Origin of the sequence: Halovivax limisalsi (genome assembly GCF_023093535.1) — an archaeon.
GTDB classification, from domain to species: Archaea; Halobacteriota; Halobacteria; order Halobacteriales; family Natrialbaceae; genus Halovivax; species Halovivax limisalsi.
Genome location: NZ_CP095757.1, coordinates 3017175 through 3033318, shown reverse-complemented (window position 1 = coordinate 3033318; position 16144 = coordinate 3017175). Strand labels below are relative to the sequence as shown.

Annotated in this window: 13 protein-coding genes; 8 read left to right on the top strand and 5 right to left on the bottom strand. The window is 70.9% G+C overall.

The annotated features are described in order from the left end of the window. Positions 1-171 precede the first annotated feature (171 nt). Positions 172-336 (top strand): hypothetical protein, encoded by a 165-nt coding sequence (locus tag MXA07_RS14150; RefSeq protein WP_247729240.1) that lies wholly within the window; start codon positions 172-174, stop codon positions 334-336. Further along, positions 336-629 (top strand): amphi-Trp domain-containing protein, encoded by a 294-nt coding sequence (locus MXA07_RS14145; RefSeq protein WP_247729239.1) that lies wholly within the window; start codon positions 336-338, stop codon positions 627-629. The genes MXA07_RS14150 and MXA07_RS14145 overlap by 1 nt, the downstream gene beginning before the upstream one ends. Before the next feature lie 202 nt (positions 630-831). Here MXA07_RS14145 and MXA07_RS14140 read toward each other — a convergent pair whose 3' ends face one another. Next, complete coding sequence (locus MXA07_RS14140; protein WP_247729238.1) at positions 832-2739, bottom strand: ABC transporter ATP-binding protein; 1908 nt, start codon at positions 2737-2739, stop codon at positions 832-834. 278 nt (positions 2740-3017) lie between these two features. Here MXA07_RS14140 and MXA07_RS14135 point away from each other — a divergent pair, with 278 nt between their 5' ends. Together MXA07_RS14135 and MXA07_RS14130 are read left to right on the top strand one after the other, a co-directional pair. After that, positions 3018-4514 carry a sugar transferase gene (locus MXA07_RS14135; RefSeq protein WP_247729237.1) on the top strand — a complete coding sequence of 499 codons (1497 nt, stop codon included), beginning with the start codon at positions 3018-3020 and terminating at the stop codon, positions 4512-4514. After that, on the top strand, positions 4511-5764 hold the full coding sequence (locus MXA07_RS14130) for a glycosyltransferase family 4 protein (protein WP_247729236.1): 1254 nt from the start codon (positions 4511-4513) through the stop codon (positions 5762-5764). The genes MXA07_RS14135 and MXA07_RS14130 overlap by 4 nt, the downstream gene beginning before the upstream one ends. On the opposite strand, the gene MXA07_RS14125 is transcribed toward MXA07_RS14130, so the two are convergent. Next, positions 5739-7784 (bottom strand): class I SAM-dependent methyltransferase, encoded by a 2046-nt coding sequence (locus MXA07_RS14125; RefSeq protein WP_247729235.1) that lies wholly within the window; start codon positions 7782-7784, stop codon positions 5739-5741. The genes MXA07_RS14130 and MXA07_RS14125 overlap by 26 nt on opposite strands. A 212-nt stretch (positions 7785-7996) precedes the next feature. Here MXA07_RS14125 and MXA07_RS14120 point away from each other — a divergent pair, with 212 nt between their 5' ends. Next, positions 7997-9034 (top strand): hypothetical protein, encoded by a 1038-nt coding sequence (locus tag MXA07_RS14120; protein ID WP_247729234.1) that lies wholly within the window; start codon positions 7997-7999, stop codon positions 9032-9034. Further along, on the top strand, positions 9027-9794 hold the full coding sequence (locus MXA07_RS14115) for a dTMP kinase (RefSeq protein WP_247729233.1): 768 nt from the start codon (positions 9027-9029) through the stop codon (positions 9792-9794). Before MXA07_RS14120 ends, MXA07_RS14115 begins: the two co-directional genes overlap by 8 nt. Positions 9795-9807: 13 nt before the next feature. Here the strand turns inward: MXA07_RS14115 and MXA07_RS14110 are convergent, their stop codons facing one another. Next, positions 9808-10938: a glycosyltransferase gene (locus MXA07_RS14110; protein WP_247729232.1), complete on the bottom strand. Its 1131-nt coding sequence runs from the start codon at positions 10936-10938 to the stop codon at positions 9808-9810. 177 nt (positions 10939-11115) lie between these two features. On the opposite strand from MXA07_RS14110, the gene MXA07_RS14105 reads away from it, so the two are divergent. After that, positions 11116-12471 (top strand): O-antigen ligase family protein, encoded by a 1356-nt coding sequence (locus tag MXA07_RS14105; protein WP_247729231.1) that lies wholly within the window; start codon positions 11116-11118, stop codon positions 12469-12471. 58 nt (positions 12472-12529) lie between these two features. On the opposite strand, the gene MXA07_RS14100 is transcribed toward MXA07_RS14105, so the two are convergent. Together MXA07_RS14100 and MXA07_RS14095 are read right to left on the bottom strand one after the other, a co-directional pair. After that, positions 12530-13846, bottom strand: coding sequence for an O-antigen ligase family protein (locus MXA07_RS14100; RefSeq protein ID WP_247729230.1), 1317 nt, complete (start codon positions 13844-13846; stop codon positions 12530-12532). A gap of 120 nt (positions 13847-13966) precedes the next feature. After that, positions 13967-14929, bottom strand: coding sequence for a glycosyltransferase family 2 protein (locus MXA07_RS14095; protein ID WP_247729229.1), 963 nt, complete (start codon positions 14927-14929; stop codon positions 13967-13969). A gap of 282 nt (positions 14930-15211) precedes the next feature. On the opposite strand from MXA07_RS14095, the gene MXA07_RS14090 reads away from it, so the two are divergent. After that, a complete protein-coding gene (locus MXA07_RS14090; protein ID WP_247729228.1) occupies positions 15212-16087 on the top strand; it encodes a homoserine kinase in 876 nt (291 codons plus the stop codon). Positions 16088-16144 lie beyond the last annotated feature (57 nt).

The following is a 16144-nucleotide window of genomic DNA, read 5'->3' as shown; positions in this document are numbered from 1 at the left end:
GGCCGCCTGCCCGCAACTGAATGCCGTGGCGGCAACGCCGCCACGCGGTACCGGGTCGTGGCGAGGACCGATCGGAAACGGTTCGGCGGACACGCGCGGTGGTCGGTACGTTGTCGCGACGGGAGAACAGGAAGCTTTATTGGATTAGGCCGGCCTAAATCGCGCACGTCCATGGAATCGCAGGCCGAACCGGAGACCGCCGGCACCGAGACGGACGCCGACGACGAGAGACCGCTGATCACGGCACACGAACTAACGGACCGGTACGTCTTCACCGAGACGGAGAATACGGACGGCTGGATCGCGAGCACGCTTACGATCGACGTTATTCGATAATGGGAGCCGACGAATCCACTGCCGACGGCCCGACGACGATACGACCCGGACGGAACTTCGAACGGGAGTACCGTCTCACCGCGAGCGACGCCGGTGAGTTTCTGATCGAACTGGGCGAACAACTGCGGGACGAGGACACCGTTACGCTCGTCGGCGACGAGTGGGAACTACCGTTCGACTTCGGGGAACCGATCGAGTTGGAGATCGAGTTCGACGGCGTCGAAGACCCGGAACTCGAGATCGAGATGGAGCTGCCCGGCGGCAGCGACGACGAACCGCCGGACGTCGCGTGAAACCAAGCCAATTGGGCACTTCGCGTCCGCTTCGAGGACCCGCTCACCGCCTTCGAGGCGGTGGTTTCTGCCGCGGGCGGCGTTCTTTGCCTCCGACCAGCCGGTCGCTCACCGCCCGGTCGGACCGCCCGATACGACGCGTACGGTCGGTTTCACAGCGACCCCGCGAGCCGTTCTCTCTCTCTCTCTCTCTCGAACCCAATCAGGCCGATTGCATCGCGTACAGCGTCGAGTACGTCCCGTCGGCGTCGACGAGTTCGCGGTGGGGGCCGTCCTCGACGATCCGTCCGTCCTCCATGGTGTAGATCCGGTCGGCGTTGGTGACCGTCGAGAGGCGGTGGGCGATGACGAGCATGGCGTAGTCGCGCTCCATCGCTTCGATGCCCTCGTGGACCTCGCGTTCGAGGCCGGTATCGAGATCGCTCGTCGCCTCGTCGAGGATCAGGAGGTCGGCGTCCTTGAGGAGGGCGCGGGCGAGCGCGACGCGCTGGCGCTGGCCGCCGGAGAGCTTCACGCCCTGGTCGCCGAGTACCGTGTCGTAGCCCTCGGGCAGTTCGTCGAGGAACTCGGTGACGCGGGCGATCCGGGCGACCCGCTCGATCTCGGCCTGGCTCGCGTCTCGCTTGCCGATCGTGATATTGCGACGGAGCGACTCGTTGAAGACGTGCGGGTCCTGGCGGACGATCGAGACGCGATCGCGCCACTCGCTCACGTCGAACGCGTCGATCGGCGTCCCGTCGGCGCGGATCTGGCCTGAATCGGGTTCGTAGAGCCGGGCGAACAGCGACGCGATCGTGGACTTGCCGGCGCCCGAGGGCCCGACGAACGCGACGAAGTCGCCGCGCTCGAACGCGAAGGAGACGCCCTGCAGGACCGACTCGTCGCTCGTCTCGTAGCTGAAGTGGACGTCGTCGAACGCGAACTCGTCGATCGAGACGGGCGTCGCGGTCGCGCCGCCGTCGGGAGTCCCCGTCGCGCTCGAGTTGGACGTCGCCGTCGCGCCCGAGTCCGGGTCCGCCGTCGCGTCCGCGTCAGCCCCCGCCGTCGCGCCCGACGTAGGTTCGCGGTGGCGCTGGAGTTCCTCGACGAACGCCTGCGTGCGGACCAGGTGCGGGAGCTCGCCCTCGACCCGGTAGAGGTAGCGATTCAGGCTGCTCACCTTCGGGCCGAGCTGGAACATCGCGAAGAGGAAGACGCCGAGTTCGCCCACCGACAGCGAGAGGAACGTCAGCGCGACGTAGATGAGGCCGAACACCGAGACGGCGACGGTGAGCTGGTAGAAGTTCTGGATCGCGGCGTCGTTGCGCAGGAGGGCGATGCGGGCGCGCTCGAAGGAGTCGGCCGCGCTGACGAACCCGCGCTTTAGCTCCTCGACCATGCCGAAGACCTTCACGTCCCTGATGCCCTGCGTGCCGGCCTGCGCGTTCGACTGGATCCCCTCCTTCGCGTCGGCAACCTCGTCGCCGAGCGAGTAGCCGCCCTGGAGGACGTTCCGGAAGAGGACGGTCGCGGTCCCGAGAAACGCCGCGGTCACGACGGCCAGTGCGGGCGCGATGACCACCGCGACGGCGAAGTACATCAGGGCGAGCAGGCCCTGTTCGATGGTGTTGATCGCGTAGCGGATGACGCGGCCGGCGTACTCCGCCTGCGTGACGATCGCGTTCAGGATGTCGTCGGAGCCCTCCTGGTCGAAGTACGCCACCTCGGCGTCCAGCGCCGTTGTGAACGCCTCCTCCTGGAGGTGCCTGACGTAGCGCGTCTCGATCGCGGCCCGGAACCAGCCGACCAGGAACGACGTCGTGTAGCGGATCGTCATCACGACGGCCACCCCGGCGACGAGCGAGCCGAGCGTGAAGGGGAGCCCGAGCCGGTCGTACGCCGCGAGGAACAGCCCCACGAGCGCCGACGACTCGGCGGCGTCGGCCGAGCCCTGGGCGACCTCGATGATGGGCTGGATGAACGTGAGTCCGATTCCCTCGAGCAGCGCGGCGACGAGCGAGAGAGCGATCACCCCGGCGGCGAACCAGGGTTGAAACAGCGCGACCCGGTAGAGCGCTCGCCCCTTCTCGCGCCAGCTGAGTTCGACGTCGAGATCCTTCGTATCAGACATGAGAGTGTCGGTCGACCCGAATTGCGAGTGCCTGCTTCGAGCGGAGGAATAAACGTTGGCCAGGCCAACGCCGTTTGGGCCGGCCTACGGGCCGTTCCCCGGCTCATCGCGGCTCGAATCGCGGCTGTAAGCTCGGCCTTCCCGCTCGTCGTCACCGAGGCGCCCGCAACCGCCCGGCATCGCCTGGACCGGATTCGAACAGTAACTCCCGCGTAGGGTGGCGTTGTCGCCGGAACGAGGCTCCGGCATTAAGAGCGGCGAGGGCGACCCCACGACGGATGCACTCGGGCTGGTGGTATCGGGCGGCGAGTGCGATCGGGACGACCGGGCTGGCCGCGGTAGCGACCGTCTGGAGCCTTTACGCGCGGCGAACTCCGGGGTACGGCCCGCCTATCGACCCGACCGCGCTCGATGCGCCCGACGCGGCCGCGATCGTCGTCGCGACGAGTGGGGCTGCCCTCGTGATCGGATTGGCGCTCGAACCGATGTATCGTCCGCGACCGCGCAGAGTGACGTCGCTGCTCGCGACGACGCTCGGGCGACTCACGCTCGCGTGCCTCCTGCTCTGGCCCCTCGGGTCGGGGTACGGACCGCTTTCGCTTCCAGCGGGGGCGCTCGTCCCCGTCTGGGGGATTCTGGCCGTGTCGCTTCCGCCGTACTACTGGTTGCTTCGCCGACGCGAGCGCCCAAATCGAGTCCTCGTCGTCGGTGACGATCGGGCCGTGATCGAGGCCGTCACCGACGACCTGGCCGTGAACCCGATCGGATTCGTGTCACCCCCGACCGGAGTGGACGCCGGACGCACGGGCGCGACGGAACGCGACGCGCCGGGCGGATCGCCAGCGCGACGCGAGCGCGTCGCCGAGGTGCCGACGGCGACCGACGGCGGTCGGGCCGGTGTCGGCGTGGTCGCGAATCCGAATCCCGCCGAGCGACTCGGCGGCCTCTCCAGGCTGGAGTCGCTGGTGCGTCGCCACGACGTGGACACGCTCGCGCTGGCGTTCCCCGAACCGGACCGCGGCGAGTGTTTCGGCTCGCTGGCGGTCGCGTTCGACCACGGCCTCGCCGTCGTGAGTCACGAGTCCCTCGCGGACGACGTGCTGATCGCCGGGGACGCCGGCGGCTCGCTGGTCGAGGTGACCGTCGATCCCTGGCCGTGGTACACCCACGTCTCGAAGCGGGCGTTCGACGTCGCGTTCGCGACCGTCGGCCTCCTGGTGCTGGCACCGGTGGCGCTCGCCCTCGCGGCGACGCTCGCGCGCGAGTCGAACGGATCGATCCTCTATCAGCAGACCCGGACCGCGGCGTTCGGCGGTCGGATTCGCGTCCGAAAGTTCAGGACGATGCGCCCCGAGAGCGAGAACCCGGTGCCCCAGGCCGACCGCGAGACCGAGGGGATCACGCCGGTCGGCCGGGTCCTACGGCGCACGCACCTCGACGAGATTCCGCAGCTCTGGTCGGTCCTTCGGGGCGACATGAGCGTCGTCGGGCCGCGGGCGAACTGGATCGACGAGGAGCGCCTCATCGAGGCGGCCGTGCCCGGCTGGCGGGTTCGCTGGCACGTCAAGCCGGGCCTCACGGGACTCGCCCAGGTCAACGACGTCGGCAGCACGACCGGCCCTCGAAAACTCGAACTCGACCGGCAATACATCGAGAGCCAGTCGTTCGCCCTCGACTGCCGGATCGTCGCCGCCCAGCTTCGCTTCGTCGGGGCGGACGTGACCGACCTCCTCCGCCGGCGCCTTCGCCGGTGGCTCCGCGGGAACTCACCATGAAGATCCTCCGAATCGCACACACCGTTCACCCGGACGTGACCGGCGGCGCGGCCTACCACGTCCACGCGATGAGTCGCGATCAGGCGGCGATGGGCCACGACGTGACGGTCCTGACCATCCGACACGATCCGTCGGCGCCGTCTGTCGAACGCGTGACTGGCGAGGGGCGCGTTGCCGGTAACGGTACCGCGAACGACGACGGCCCGTCGTCCGCGAGCGGGTACACGCTCCGCCGGTACGACCCCACCGTCTCCCCGCTCGGCAACGACGTCTCCGTCGGTCTCGCGCGCCACTTCGCGGGGGCCGACGGGTACGACGTGATCCACGCCCACTCGCACCTGTACTTCTCGACGAACCTCGCCGCTCTCAGGCGAACGCTCGGATCGACGCCGCTCGCGATCACGAACCACGGCGTGTTCTCGCAGAACGCGCCCCGGCGGTACATCGAGGCCTATCTGCGAACCCTCGGCCGCGCGACGCTGGACGCCGCTGACGTCGTGTTCTGTTACACCGACGTCGACCGGAGCCGCCTGCGATCCTACGGGGTTCGCACGCCGATCGCCGTCGTTCCCAACGGCATCGACCGCGAACGCTTCTCGCCCGGTGGCCCCGTGACCGAGCGGATCGCCGGCGAAGGCGACGCGGTGCTCTTCGTCGGCCGTCTCGTCGAGGGCAAGCGACCGGGCCTCGCCGTCGACGCGGTCGATCGCCTGCGGGATCGCCGGCCGGCGGCGACGCTCTACGTCTGCGGCGACGGCCCGTTGCGGTCCGAGCTCGACGCGACCGCGCGGGAAGCGGGCGAGGCGGTCCAGTTTCTTGGCGAGGTGCCGCACGAGGCGATGCCCGCCTGCTATCGCGCGGCCGACGCGCTCGTCCTCCCCAGTCGCGCGGAGGGCGTTCCCCGGACGGTGCTCGAAGCCCAGGCCGCCGGCGTGCCGGTCGTCGCGACCGACCTGCCCCAGCTCCGCCCGGTCGCGACGTCGCGAGATCGACTCGTCGGCGAGGCCGCTCCGGCCGCGTTCGCGGAGGCGCTCGACGCGGCGCTGGCGGAGACGACGGGCGTCGGCGGGCGGCGCTCGATCGATTCCGCCACCCCTGCCACCTCCGCGCTGGCCGGCGACGGATCCGGTGTCGACGCGACCACCGACGGGTCGCCGCCCGAGACTGACCGACCGGGATCCTGGGAGCTGACGGTCGCCCGGACGACGCGGATCCTCGAATCGCTCACCGAGGGCGACGGGTTCGACTGAGCCGTCGCGCCAGGGCTTCGTGGCGGTCCCAGACGCGGCGCGTCCGTCCCGGCCAGTCGACGTCGAGCCGTCCGGCCAGCGCCGCGTCGCGTCGCGCTCGTTCGACGTAGCCGATCGGCAGGAACGCCGCGAGCGCGTGCGACTCGACGCCGATCGCGTCGCCGTAGTCCCCCAGCCGATCGACGAGTGCGCGCGCGGGCCGGCTCTCCCCGCTGACGAGCAGGTCGAGTCCGGCCTCGAAGTCGCCGGCCAGGTGCGCGGCTGATTCGAGCGCGAAGAATCCGCCGTCGACGATCGGGTTCGCGTCCCGACGCGCCCACTCCCAGTCGATGACGCCCGAGACCGCGTAGCCGGGCGTCGACGGTCCTGTGCGTTCACTCGATCGGCGCCGTTCGACCCGCTGGAACGACCGCTCGGCGCCAGTTCGCGGGCCCCGTTCGACCCGCTGGAACGACCGCTCGGCACGCGCGCCGAAGCGTTCCCGACCGGGACTGTCGGCCAGGCCCTGGACGGGGACGTTCGAGCCCGTCGCGACGTAGATGTTGGAGCCGAAGAAATCGCCGTGGGCGAGGACGCGCGGCGGTTCGATCGCGCCCGCGAGTCGCGGCGGATCGGTGAGGCCGAAGCGATCCGCGGTCAGCTCGGCCGCGGCGTCGGCCGGGGTCACTCGCTCCGGTCGGGAGCGGGTCCCCCGTTGGAGGCGTTCGAGCCAGTCGTAGGCGGCGTCGATCGCCCGTTCGGTCGCGGTGGGTCCCGACCCGAGGATCCGATCGAGCGGACGACCGCGCACCGGCCGTTCGACGCGTTCGGGACCGAACGGACCGCCGCGGGCGACCGCGTCCGGGATCGTCGGCTCGATCGATTCGACGGTCGCGGCGGTCTCGGTCGCGTCCCGCGCTCGCCGGTTCGTCACCGCCTGCCGTCGACCGTTCGGGACCTTCCTGAGTCGATCGAGGCGGCCGTCGGCGAGTTCGAAAACGGTCGTCCGGTGCTTTCCGGCGAGCGCGACGAGGGCCTCGTCACGGTTTCCGTCGGGGGAAGCCGACTCGACCGCGCCCGCCGACCGGCCCGGCGGGACCGGTTCGCAGACGTGGAGGTATCGCGGGCAGGACCGCTCGACGAGTTCCGTCCGATCGAAGAGCGCAGCGAGCCGATCCAGCGCGCCGACGCCGGGTAGCCCGGCCGTCCCGTCGAACGACCGGAGGAGCCACCGCCGCGCGTCGGCGCTCCCGAGGGGGACCGAGAGTTCGTTCTCGTGGGTCCCCCGCGAGAGGAGCGCGTACGACCGCTCGCGGACGAGTCCGTTTGCTTCGAGGCGCCGACCGACTCGACCGGGGCGGCTCGCGATCGTCGACTCGATCCGCGACCGAACCCCCGCGCCGTTACTGGCAGCGTCGAGACCGAGCGGGGCCGTCAGCCCCAGTTCCCGCGGCCAGCCGTCGACCACGAGCGCGAGTCGCCCGTCCGACGCGAGGAGCGGTCGGAGGTGGGGGAGGACGCCGTCGAGCGATTTCGGTGCACACTGGACCACGACGAGGTCGAACGCCTCGGGCGGAAACGGCAGTTCGGCGACCGTGGCGTGGAGCGGGCACAGCGCCGTTCCCGTGGCGGTCGCGACGGCGTCGAGCGCTTCGAGCGACGCCGGGTTCACGTCGGCGATCCAGAGCGACTCGGTCACCTCCGCGAGCGCGAGCGCCGCGGCCTCGGTTTCGGCGCCGACGACGAGACACCGCCCGCCGAGGGCCGCTTCGAGTAGCACGCGCCAGCCGATCGGCCGCCGATCGAAGAACCGATCGACGACGGCGGTCGAGAGCCGACCGGCCCGATGGGCCTCGGCGACCGGATCGAGCGACCCGGAGACGTCGAGCGCCGCGAGGTGACGAAGTTCGTCGACTCGTCGATCCCTCTCGCACGCAGCCGTAACGCTGGGCATCCCGTTTCGCGTGCGAATCGACCGATCGCACGCCGCGCACGCGCCGTCGACGACGGCGCCGCGGAGGCAGTACGGACACGTCGGCATGGACGCTCTCGACCGGTCGCTCGACGGCCCGACGGAAAAGTAGTGGCGCGAATGCGTCGGCGGCGCGGCCGGTTTCCGCTCCGGGCTGGTCGACCACCCTCGCACCGTCCTCGCCGGCGGTGAGCGGCCGCCTCCGACGGGACGGTACGCCGACCGTACACCGGCCGCACCCGCAAACCACTATGTCGGCGCCCGGTGTAGCTGGCGGGCGAATGAGCGAGGCCGCAACGCGCGCGCCGGAGGCGCTCGCGGTCAGGTACGCGACCGCCGGCACGACTGACTGGGTCGGGGCGCTCGAGCGCGCCGACGCCAGCGGGACCGCGATCCCCCTCCTCGAGCAACTGTACCGGGCGGCTGACGACGACGTCGCGAACGGCTCGGCGACGCCGCCCGGTTCGTGGACACGCCCCTCTGACCTCGACGACGCGACCGGGCGATATCTCGCCGCCGAACGCCGGCGTCGACAGGCGCGGCTCGACCAGTTTCGCCTCGACCTGGCGCTCGTCGACGACATCCTGGACGGACGCGACGTTCCATACGCGGTGATCAAGACGAACGTCGACCTGCCCTGGCACCCGTGGGACGTCAACCTCCTCGCGGCCGAGCGCGACTGGTCGCGGGTCGATTCGCTCCTCACCGAGAACGGGTGGCGACGGACCTCGTTCCCGGCCCACCCCCTCGCCCGCTCGGAACCCGGCAAGCGGCTGTACGAACACCCGGTTCGTCACCCGATTCACCTCCACCGCGACGTCTCGTGGAACGGCCTCCGGTACGTGCCGGCCGAGCCGGTCCTCGACTCGCGGACCCGGATCGACGGCGTCTGGTATCCGGATCCGACGATCGACGCGGTGATCCACGCCGCCCACGCCGTCTTCGAGAACTTCGCGATGGGCCTTCCCGAGGCGGTGACGATCGTTCGCCACCTCGCCGGCGACCCGGGCGAGGAGCGCGCCGATCGGACGAGCGGGGACCGCGAGCGGGCGATCGAGCGCCACCGGACGATCGAACGCGGCCGCCACCTCGCCGCGATCGAGGGCTGGCCGACGGGGTACGACCTCGCGGTGACCGCGGCCCGCGAGGTGATCGACGACGTCGAGCACCGCCCGGCGACCGTCTCGTTGCCCCGGGCACTGCCCGCGATGGAACTCGCTCGCGCCTGGCTCGAACACGCGCGCTCGCCCGACGGCGGGTGGTACGAACTCCCCCTCAACGTCGCCCTGCGCGGCGCGAAGGTCGTGAGCCGTGACTGAACGGGCTGTGCGTCCGCCGCTCGTGGCGTTCAGCGGGATCGACGGGTCGGGCAAGACCACGCAGGCGCGCCTGCTCGTCCGCCACCTGCGCGGACGGGGCGTCGACGCCCGGTACGCGACCGCCGTCGGACCGAACGCGCGCCCGCTGCGGCTCCTCAAAGACCGGATCGCGCCGCGGTTCCTCGAGCGCGAAGCCGCCTTCGTTCGCGGCGACGCAGCATCCGCAGCCGGCGGTCCGTCCGCCGACGCGGATCCGGCCGATGCCTCGTCCGCCGACACCGATACGACCGACAGTTCGCCCACCACTAGCGGGACGTCATCGAGCATGGTGGGGCGAGCCCTCGGCCTCGGCTTTCTCGCGCGCGGCGTCTGGCAGTCGTGGGCCACGCCGCGCATCGAGCGCGACGGCGGCGTCGTGGTACTCGATCGATACCTCCACGACGACCTGGTCCGCGTGGCCTGGCGCTACGGCTTCGACGAACGGCGGCTGGCGAGGCTCTCGCGGCTCGTTCCCGATCCCGACCTGCACGTTCGACTCCTCGCGGCGTCGAGCACCGCCTGGGAGCGGGAGTCGGACGGGCGAACCGCGCCCGACGAACACGCGGCGAAGAACGCGTGTTACGATCGCCTCTTCGACGCCCTCCCCGACGAGTCGCGGGTCGTCTCGATCGACACCGAGGCGAGCGGGATCGAGGCGACGCACCGTCGCGTGCGCGAGGCGTTCGAGGAACGCGTCGCACCCCTGGCGGGTGCGCCCTGAACACGGGTGGCCGTCACGACGGCTCCACCCTCGCCCGCCCGTCGACCCGTTCGCGCTCGTTTCCGTCCAGACACGCTTCGATGGCGGACTCGAACGCCGAGACCAGCGCAGCCTGCGAGTAGCCGTTCTCGACGATCTCGCGCCCGCGGCCGCCGAACTCCCGGCGCCGGTCGGGATCCGATAGCCGGCGGATCGCGTCGGCGATCGCGTGTGGATCCGCCTCGTCGAGCAAGTAGCCCGATCGGCCGTCCTCGACGTAGGTCGCGGGGCCGCCGACGCGCGTCGAGACGACCGGGAGTTCGCAGGCCATCGCCTCCAGCGCGGCGAGGCAGAGCCCCTCGTACGCGGCGGTGTGGAGGTAGATATCGTGCTCGCGAAGGAGGGCGGGGACGTCGTCGACGTGTCCGGGGAGCGAGACGCGCTGGAGGCCCAGCGCGTCGCGCCGCTGTCGGAGATCGGCGGCCAGCTCGCCCGACCCGGCGATCGTGACCGAGACCGACGGGGCGCCCTCGCGCTCGTCCAGCACGCGCGCGGCTTCGAGCACCGCCCGGTGTCGCTTCGCCGGTACGAGCGACCCGACGGTGACGACCCGGAGTTCGTCGCCGGCCGCGTGGGTCGTCGGCCGGAACTCCTCGAGGTCGATGCCGGCGATCGGGACGGTGCTGACTTTCTCGCCGAGGCCGTAGGATTCGTCCAGCACGGTCGCGACCGCGGGCGAATCCGCGAGGATGCGATCTGAGAGCCCTGCGGTTGCCAGGTAGCAGCGTTCGCGGAGCCCGTTCGCGAACCGAACGCTGTGGTGCCAGTTGACGACCGACACTCCCGCGAGGGTACTCAGCAGTCGGCCGACGATCGTCGCGTGGTAAAGCGAACAGACGAGGACGTCCGCGTCCGCGACCGCGCGGTACAGCGCGATCGGGCCCCGAACCGGCGATCGTCTGTCGAGGTCGATCCGCTTCGCCCGGTCAGGGAGCTCCGGGCCGACGTCGGTGTCTGCGCTGGTGACGCTCGCGACCGTCACGTCCCAGCGTTCCGGATCCAGGCCGTCGAGCAACCGGACCATGCCGGTCTGGGCGCCGCCCGCGGTTCGCGTCGAGACGAAGTAGACCAGCGAGCGTCGTCGGGGCGAACGGGTCCGGTTCATGGCCGTGTATCGGAGCGTCCGGAAAGGTCGTCGACCGGGCCAGTAGCCACTTTCGGCTGTACATGTCGCCTACGGATCGGTAAACCGATCTTACGATCGCGGACGGTTTCGAGGCGGGGGTCGTTCGGAAGGAACCGTCGACGCCCGTTTACGTCGCGCTGTCGAGTGTCGACCGATATGGGGGCCGGCCCACCCCGGGCGGCGATCGGTCCGTCGAGCGGCGAACAGCTCGCCGAACGGCTCCTCTTCGTCCTCTTCGTCGGGTACGCGTTCCTCCTCCCGCTTCGCCACGCGCTCGTCGTTCCCGCGATCGGCGTCTCGATCGGACCGCTCCTCGCGCTCGCGATCTGGAGCGGCTGGGGCCTCCTCGTCCTCGTCAGGGGCTCGATGCGACGACCGCACCCGTTTCACGCGGCCGTCGGCGCGTTCGTGCTCGTCGCCGCGGCGAGTCTCGCCTGGACGATCGATACGTCGATGACGGCGGTCCGGGTCGCGACGCTGGGCTACGTCCTCGCGGTGCTCGTCGTCGCCTGGGACCTCCTCCGGTCGCGGCGACGGATCGCGATCGTGGGTCAGGCGCTCGTCCTCGGCGTCTTCGTCGTCGGGCTCCTCGGCGTGGTCGACGTCCTCCAGCAAGGCGGACTGCTGAGCAGGAGACACGTCGCCCACGGCGTCAACGCGAACGTCCTCGCGCGGTGGCTCGTCCTCGTCGCCCCCGTCGCCGCCGGGCTCTTCGTCGCCGATCGACGCTCCGATCGGGTCCTCCTCGGCGTCATCGACGTCGCCTACCTCGCGCTCCTGCCGTTCATGGTGCTCGCGACGGGGTCGCGCCAGGGGGTCGTCGCCCTCCTCGTCCTCGGCGCGCTCGGTGGGGTCGCCCTCGCCCGCCGCGGTCCACCGATCAAATTCGGACGCCGCCACGTCGTCGGAACCGGTCTTCTCGTCGGGCTGTTCGTCGTCGCGGTTCGGCGAATCGGTTCGCTCGGCGTCTTTCTCGACCGATTGCCGGCCGCGACGTCGCGCCTCGACACGCTCGGCGGACGGACGCCCATCTGGGAGGTGGGGTTCGAGGCGTTCGGCGCTCGCCCGTTCCTCGGGTCCGGGGCCGGTACGTACGGGGCGCTGACGCCCGAGTCGATGTCCGCCGACCCGCACAACACCGTCGTCGGCGTCGCCGCCGAACTCGGGGCCGTCGGCCTCCTCGCGTTCGCCGTTCTCGCGCTTCTCCCCGCCGTCGCGGTACGTCGGAACCCGGGACCCCGATACGCGTCGACGGGCCTCCTGCTCGCGCTGGCGACGTTCGCCCCGGTGGCGATGCTCTACACCGACGTGTTCTACTGGCTCCTCGTGTCCCTCGTCGTGGCATCCCACGCGCGAGGAGTCGAGGAGTGGCCGGTGCCGGTCGCGACGTTCGCGGGGTCCCGCGGGCGCCCGTCGAATTCGGCGTCCGCGCCGACGGCCGAGACCGCCGACGTCGTCGAAGACGGGGGTTCGAGTCGAGGCGACCGGCCGCGCGACGACTCGTCGGAGTGAGCCGATCCACCCTCGCCCGACGCTGTCTGGTCGGTCGCCGCGGATGCGAGCGGTCGTCTCACTCGTCGTTCCGCGCGGTCCAGCCGAGCGCCAGGAGGCCGGCGGCGAAGAACAGCTGGCGGTTCGACTGGAGGTCGAAGGAGAGGCAGGCGTTGACGAGCATGTAGACGAAGAGCGCCACGACGGCGGTGTGCATGGCGCTTCCGCCGCGAACGCGCGCGGCCAGCGAGGCGACGAGCCCCGGCAGGACGACCAGCGCGGCGAGGCCGAATCCGACGAGGCCCAGTTCAGCGAGCGTCTCGACGATCACGTTGTGGGGGTACTCGTGTCCGGTCGCCGTGAGGGCGTCGTAGCTACCGATCCCGTGGCCGAGGAGCGGCCGTTCGAGCCAGAGGTTCGTCGCCTCTTCGAGCATGTGCAGTCGCGTCTCCGTGGCGGAATCCGAGCCGACGGTACCGAGGCGTTCGAGCGTCCAGGGCGTCGAGCCGAGCGTTCGGATCATGAGGAGGGCGCCGCCGACGATGGCGATCGCGGAGCCGACGCTCGCGGCGACGCCCGCCGGCGTCACCCGCCTCGCGGCCGCCGCAGTCAGGCCCTCGACGAGGACGAACGTCCCCAGCGCCGCGAGCAGGGCGACGAACGGACCACGGCCGCCGGCGGTCGCGCTGCCGACGAGGGCGGCGGCGATCATCGCACCGGCGACGAGGCGGATCGCCGGGTGGCGTCGAGCGACCACCACCCCCGAGAGCAACGGCGCGGCGAACCCGATCGCCCGACCGTGGACGAGGTACGTGTCGGAGCCGACGGTGACGAACGCCATCTCGCCGAGGACGTGCGTCGCGTACAACGCTTCCGCGGCGAGCCAGACGCCGATCGCGCCCATCACCAGCGCGAACGCGACGAGTCGGCGACGCGATCGGGCGAGCACGAGCCCGAATCCGAGCAGGAGCGGGCCGAAGAGGGCCAGCCGTTCGAGCTTGTACGTCGCGTACTCGCCGCTTTCGACCGTCCAGCGGAGGCTGAGCGCCGCCCAGGCGACGAACGCGAGCGCGGCGAAGAAGACGGCCGCCGATCGCGGATCGACGCGCCGGTCGCGGCCGACCCCGTACCCGGCTCGCAGGACCGTCCCGAGCGCGAGCAGCGTGGCGAGCGTGATCGCGAGGTAGTAGAAGTTCACCGGCAGGGCGGCCTCGATCGGTGCGAGTCGGTCCGCGCCGAGGTAGACCGCCGGGAACAGCGAGACGGCGATCAGCACTTCGAGAATCGGCACGGCGGCGAGGATCGACCCCCGTTCGAGGGCGGACGCGACGGTCGACGTGGTCCACCCGCTCGAGGTGGTGTCCTTCCTCGACGGCCCCTCGGTCCCGCCGTTCATCGTTCTATCACGCCGGATACTCCGGTCGGGGTACGACGATCCGAGGGGAAAATACCCGCCCCGGTTCCGTCCCGTAGGCGCCCGTTACTGCCGGAATACCGGTTGCGTCAGGCGTGCCCGTCACTCCCGGAGCGCCCGTTTCAGCCGTCGGATCGGGAGGACCGAGTCGAGTCGGTAGAGCGTTTCGTACGTGACCCGCCCGCCCGCGACGGCGAGGAGGTAGCACGCGACCACCGGCCGGCGCGGGTTTCGGCGGAGCGCCGCGAGGAAGTGGCGTCTCGCCGCCCCGTACTCGTCGGCGCGGATCGCGGCCAGCCCGAGGTGGTAGTCGACGGCGGCCTCGAACGCCCGTTCGACGGAGGGGCCGTACCGGGTCGCGACCGGGCCGAACTCCCGTCTGAACAGCGGCGCACTCTCCGCTCGCTTCGTCCGGTAGTCGCCGCTGAGCTGGTCGCCCGCGTTGTGACGGATCGTCAGCGGCTCCCGAACCGCGCAGAACCGGTACGCGTCCGAGCAGCGCAGGTAGTACGCCCAGTCCTGCCAGCTCGGAAAGCGTTCGTCTAACCCGCCGACGGTCTCGACCACCTCGCGGCGTATCACGACGGACGATATCGTCCCGACGACGTTGCGAACGAGCAACGTCTTGGTGAGGTCCCCGTCGTGCGTCGGCCGCGAGACCGCCGTCCGCCCGCCCGAGTCGCCGACCTGGACGACGCCGGTGTAACAGACCCCGACGCCCGCGGGTGCGGCTTCGAGCCGGTCGACCTGTCGGTCGAGCTTCGCCGGATCCCACCGATCGTCGTCGTCGAGGAAGGCGACATAGGCCCCGCTGGCGGCCTCGATCCCCGCGTTTCGCGCGGCCGCGCCGCCGCGGTTGGACTCGAAGCGGACGACCTCGAATCGCTCGATCGGTGCTCCCACCCCGTCGGTTCGTGACTGCTCGATCGCCTCGGCGAGGACGTCGCGAGCCGGGACCCGCGAGGCGTCGTCGACGACCACCACTTCGACCGGGTCGTGCGTCTGTGCGAGGACGCTGTCGACGGCGCGGCGCAGCCCGTCGGGACGATCGTGCGTCGGTATCACCACCGAGACGAGCGGGTCGTCGTCACGTCGGTTCGCCGGTCGCTCTGGGGGACGGTGCCCGGTACACGTGTGTGATGATTCGGCGGACGGCGCCTCTCGCTGGCCCGCGTCCCGGGCCGATGGTCCGTCGTGCACGGGTCGTCCGTCTGGCCTCCACGCCGACGACGAAATATCTCGGGGTCGCCGTCGGCGCGATCCGACCGTAACCGCTGGCTACAGCCTCTCCGTCCGACCTGCCGTCCGTCCCGCTACCTTTTTGCGGTCCCTGGCGCTACGTCGGGCATGGTCACCGTCCGGGCGCCGGCGACGAGCGCGAATCTCGGCAGCGGATTCGACGTCTTCGGCCTCGCGCTCGCCCGCCCGGCGGACGTAGTGCGTGTCGAGCGCGCCGAGACCACGTCGATCGAGATCACCGGCGTCGGCAGCCGGTACATCCCGACCGATCCGGCGGACAACACCGCGGGTGCCGTCGCGGACGCGCTCGACGCACCCGCACGAATCGAGATCGACAAAGGGGTCAGACCGTCGTCCGGCCTCGGGTCGTCGGCCGCGAGCGCCGCGGCCACCGCCGTCGCCATCGACCGCCTCTACGATCTCGGCCACGACGCGGAGACGCTCGTCCGCGCCGCGGCGGAGGGCGAGGCCGTCGTCTCCGGCGAAGCGCACGCGGACAACGTCGCCCCCGCGATTCTGGGCGGGTTCACCATCGTCACTGCGGGCGGAATTACGGCGATCGACGCCTCGCTCTCGCTGGTCGCCTGCCTGCCCGAGACGGTCGTCTCGACGCGGGACGCCAGGGGCGTCGTCCCAGCAAATGCGTCGATGGACGACCTCGTCGAGACGGTCGGCGCGGCGGCGACGCTGACCGCGGGGATGGCCCGCGACGATCCCGAACTGGTCGGCCGCGGGATGCACGACAGCGTCGTCACGCCCGAACGCGCCGCGCTCATCGACGGCTACGAGCGCGTGGGTGAAGCCGCCCGCGAAGCGGGGGCGACCGGGGTCACGATCAGCGGCGCTGGACCGGCAATGCTCGCCGTTTGTCGGCCGGGCGACCGGCGATCCGTCGCGGCCGCGATGATCGACGCGTTCGACGCGGTCGGCGTCGAGAGTCGCGCCTATCAGACGGAGGTCGGCCAGGGCGTGGAAATCTTGTAGTAATTATATCTATTAAAAATTTTCGCAACTATTACTCGTGTAGAGGTCCCCCTCTGC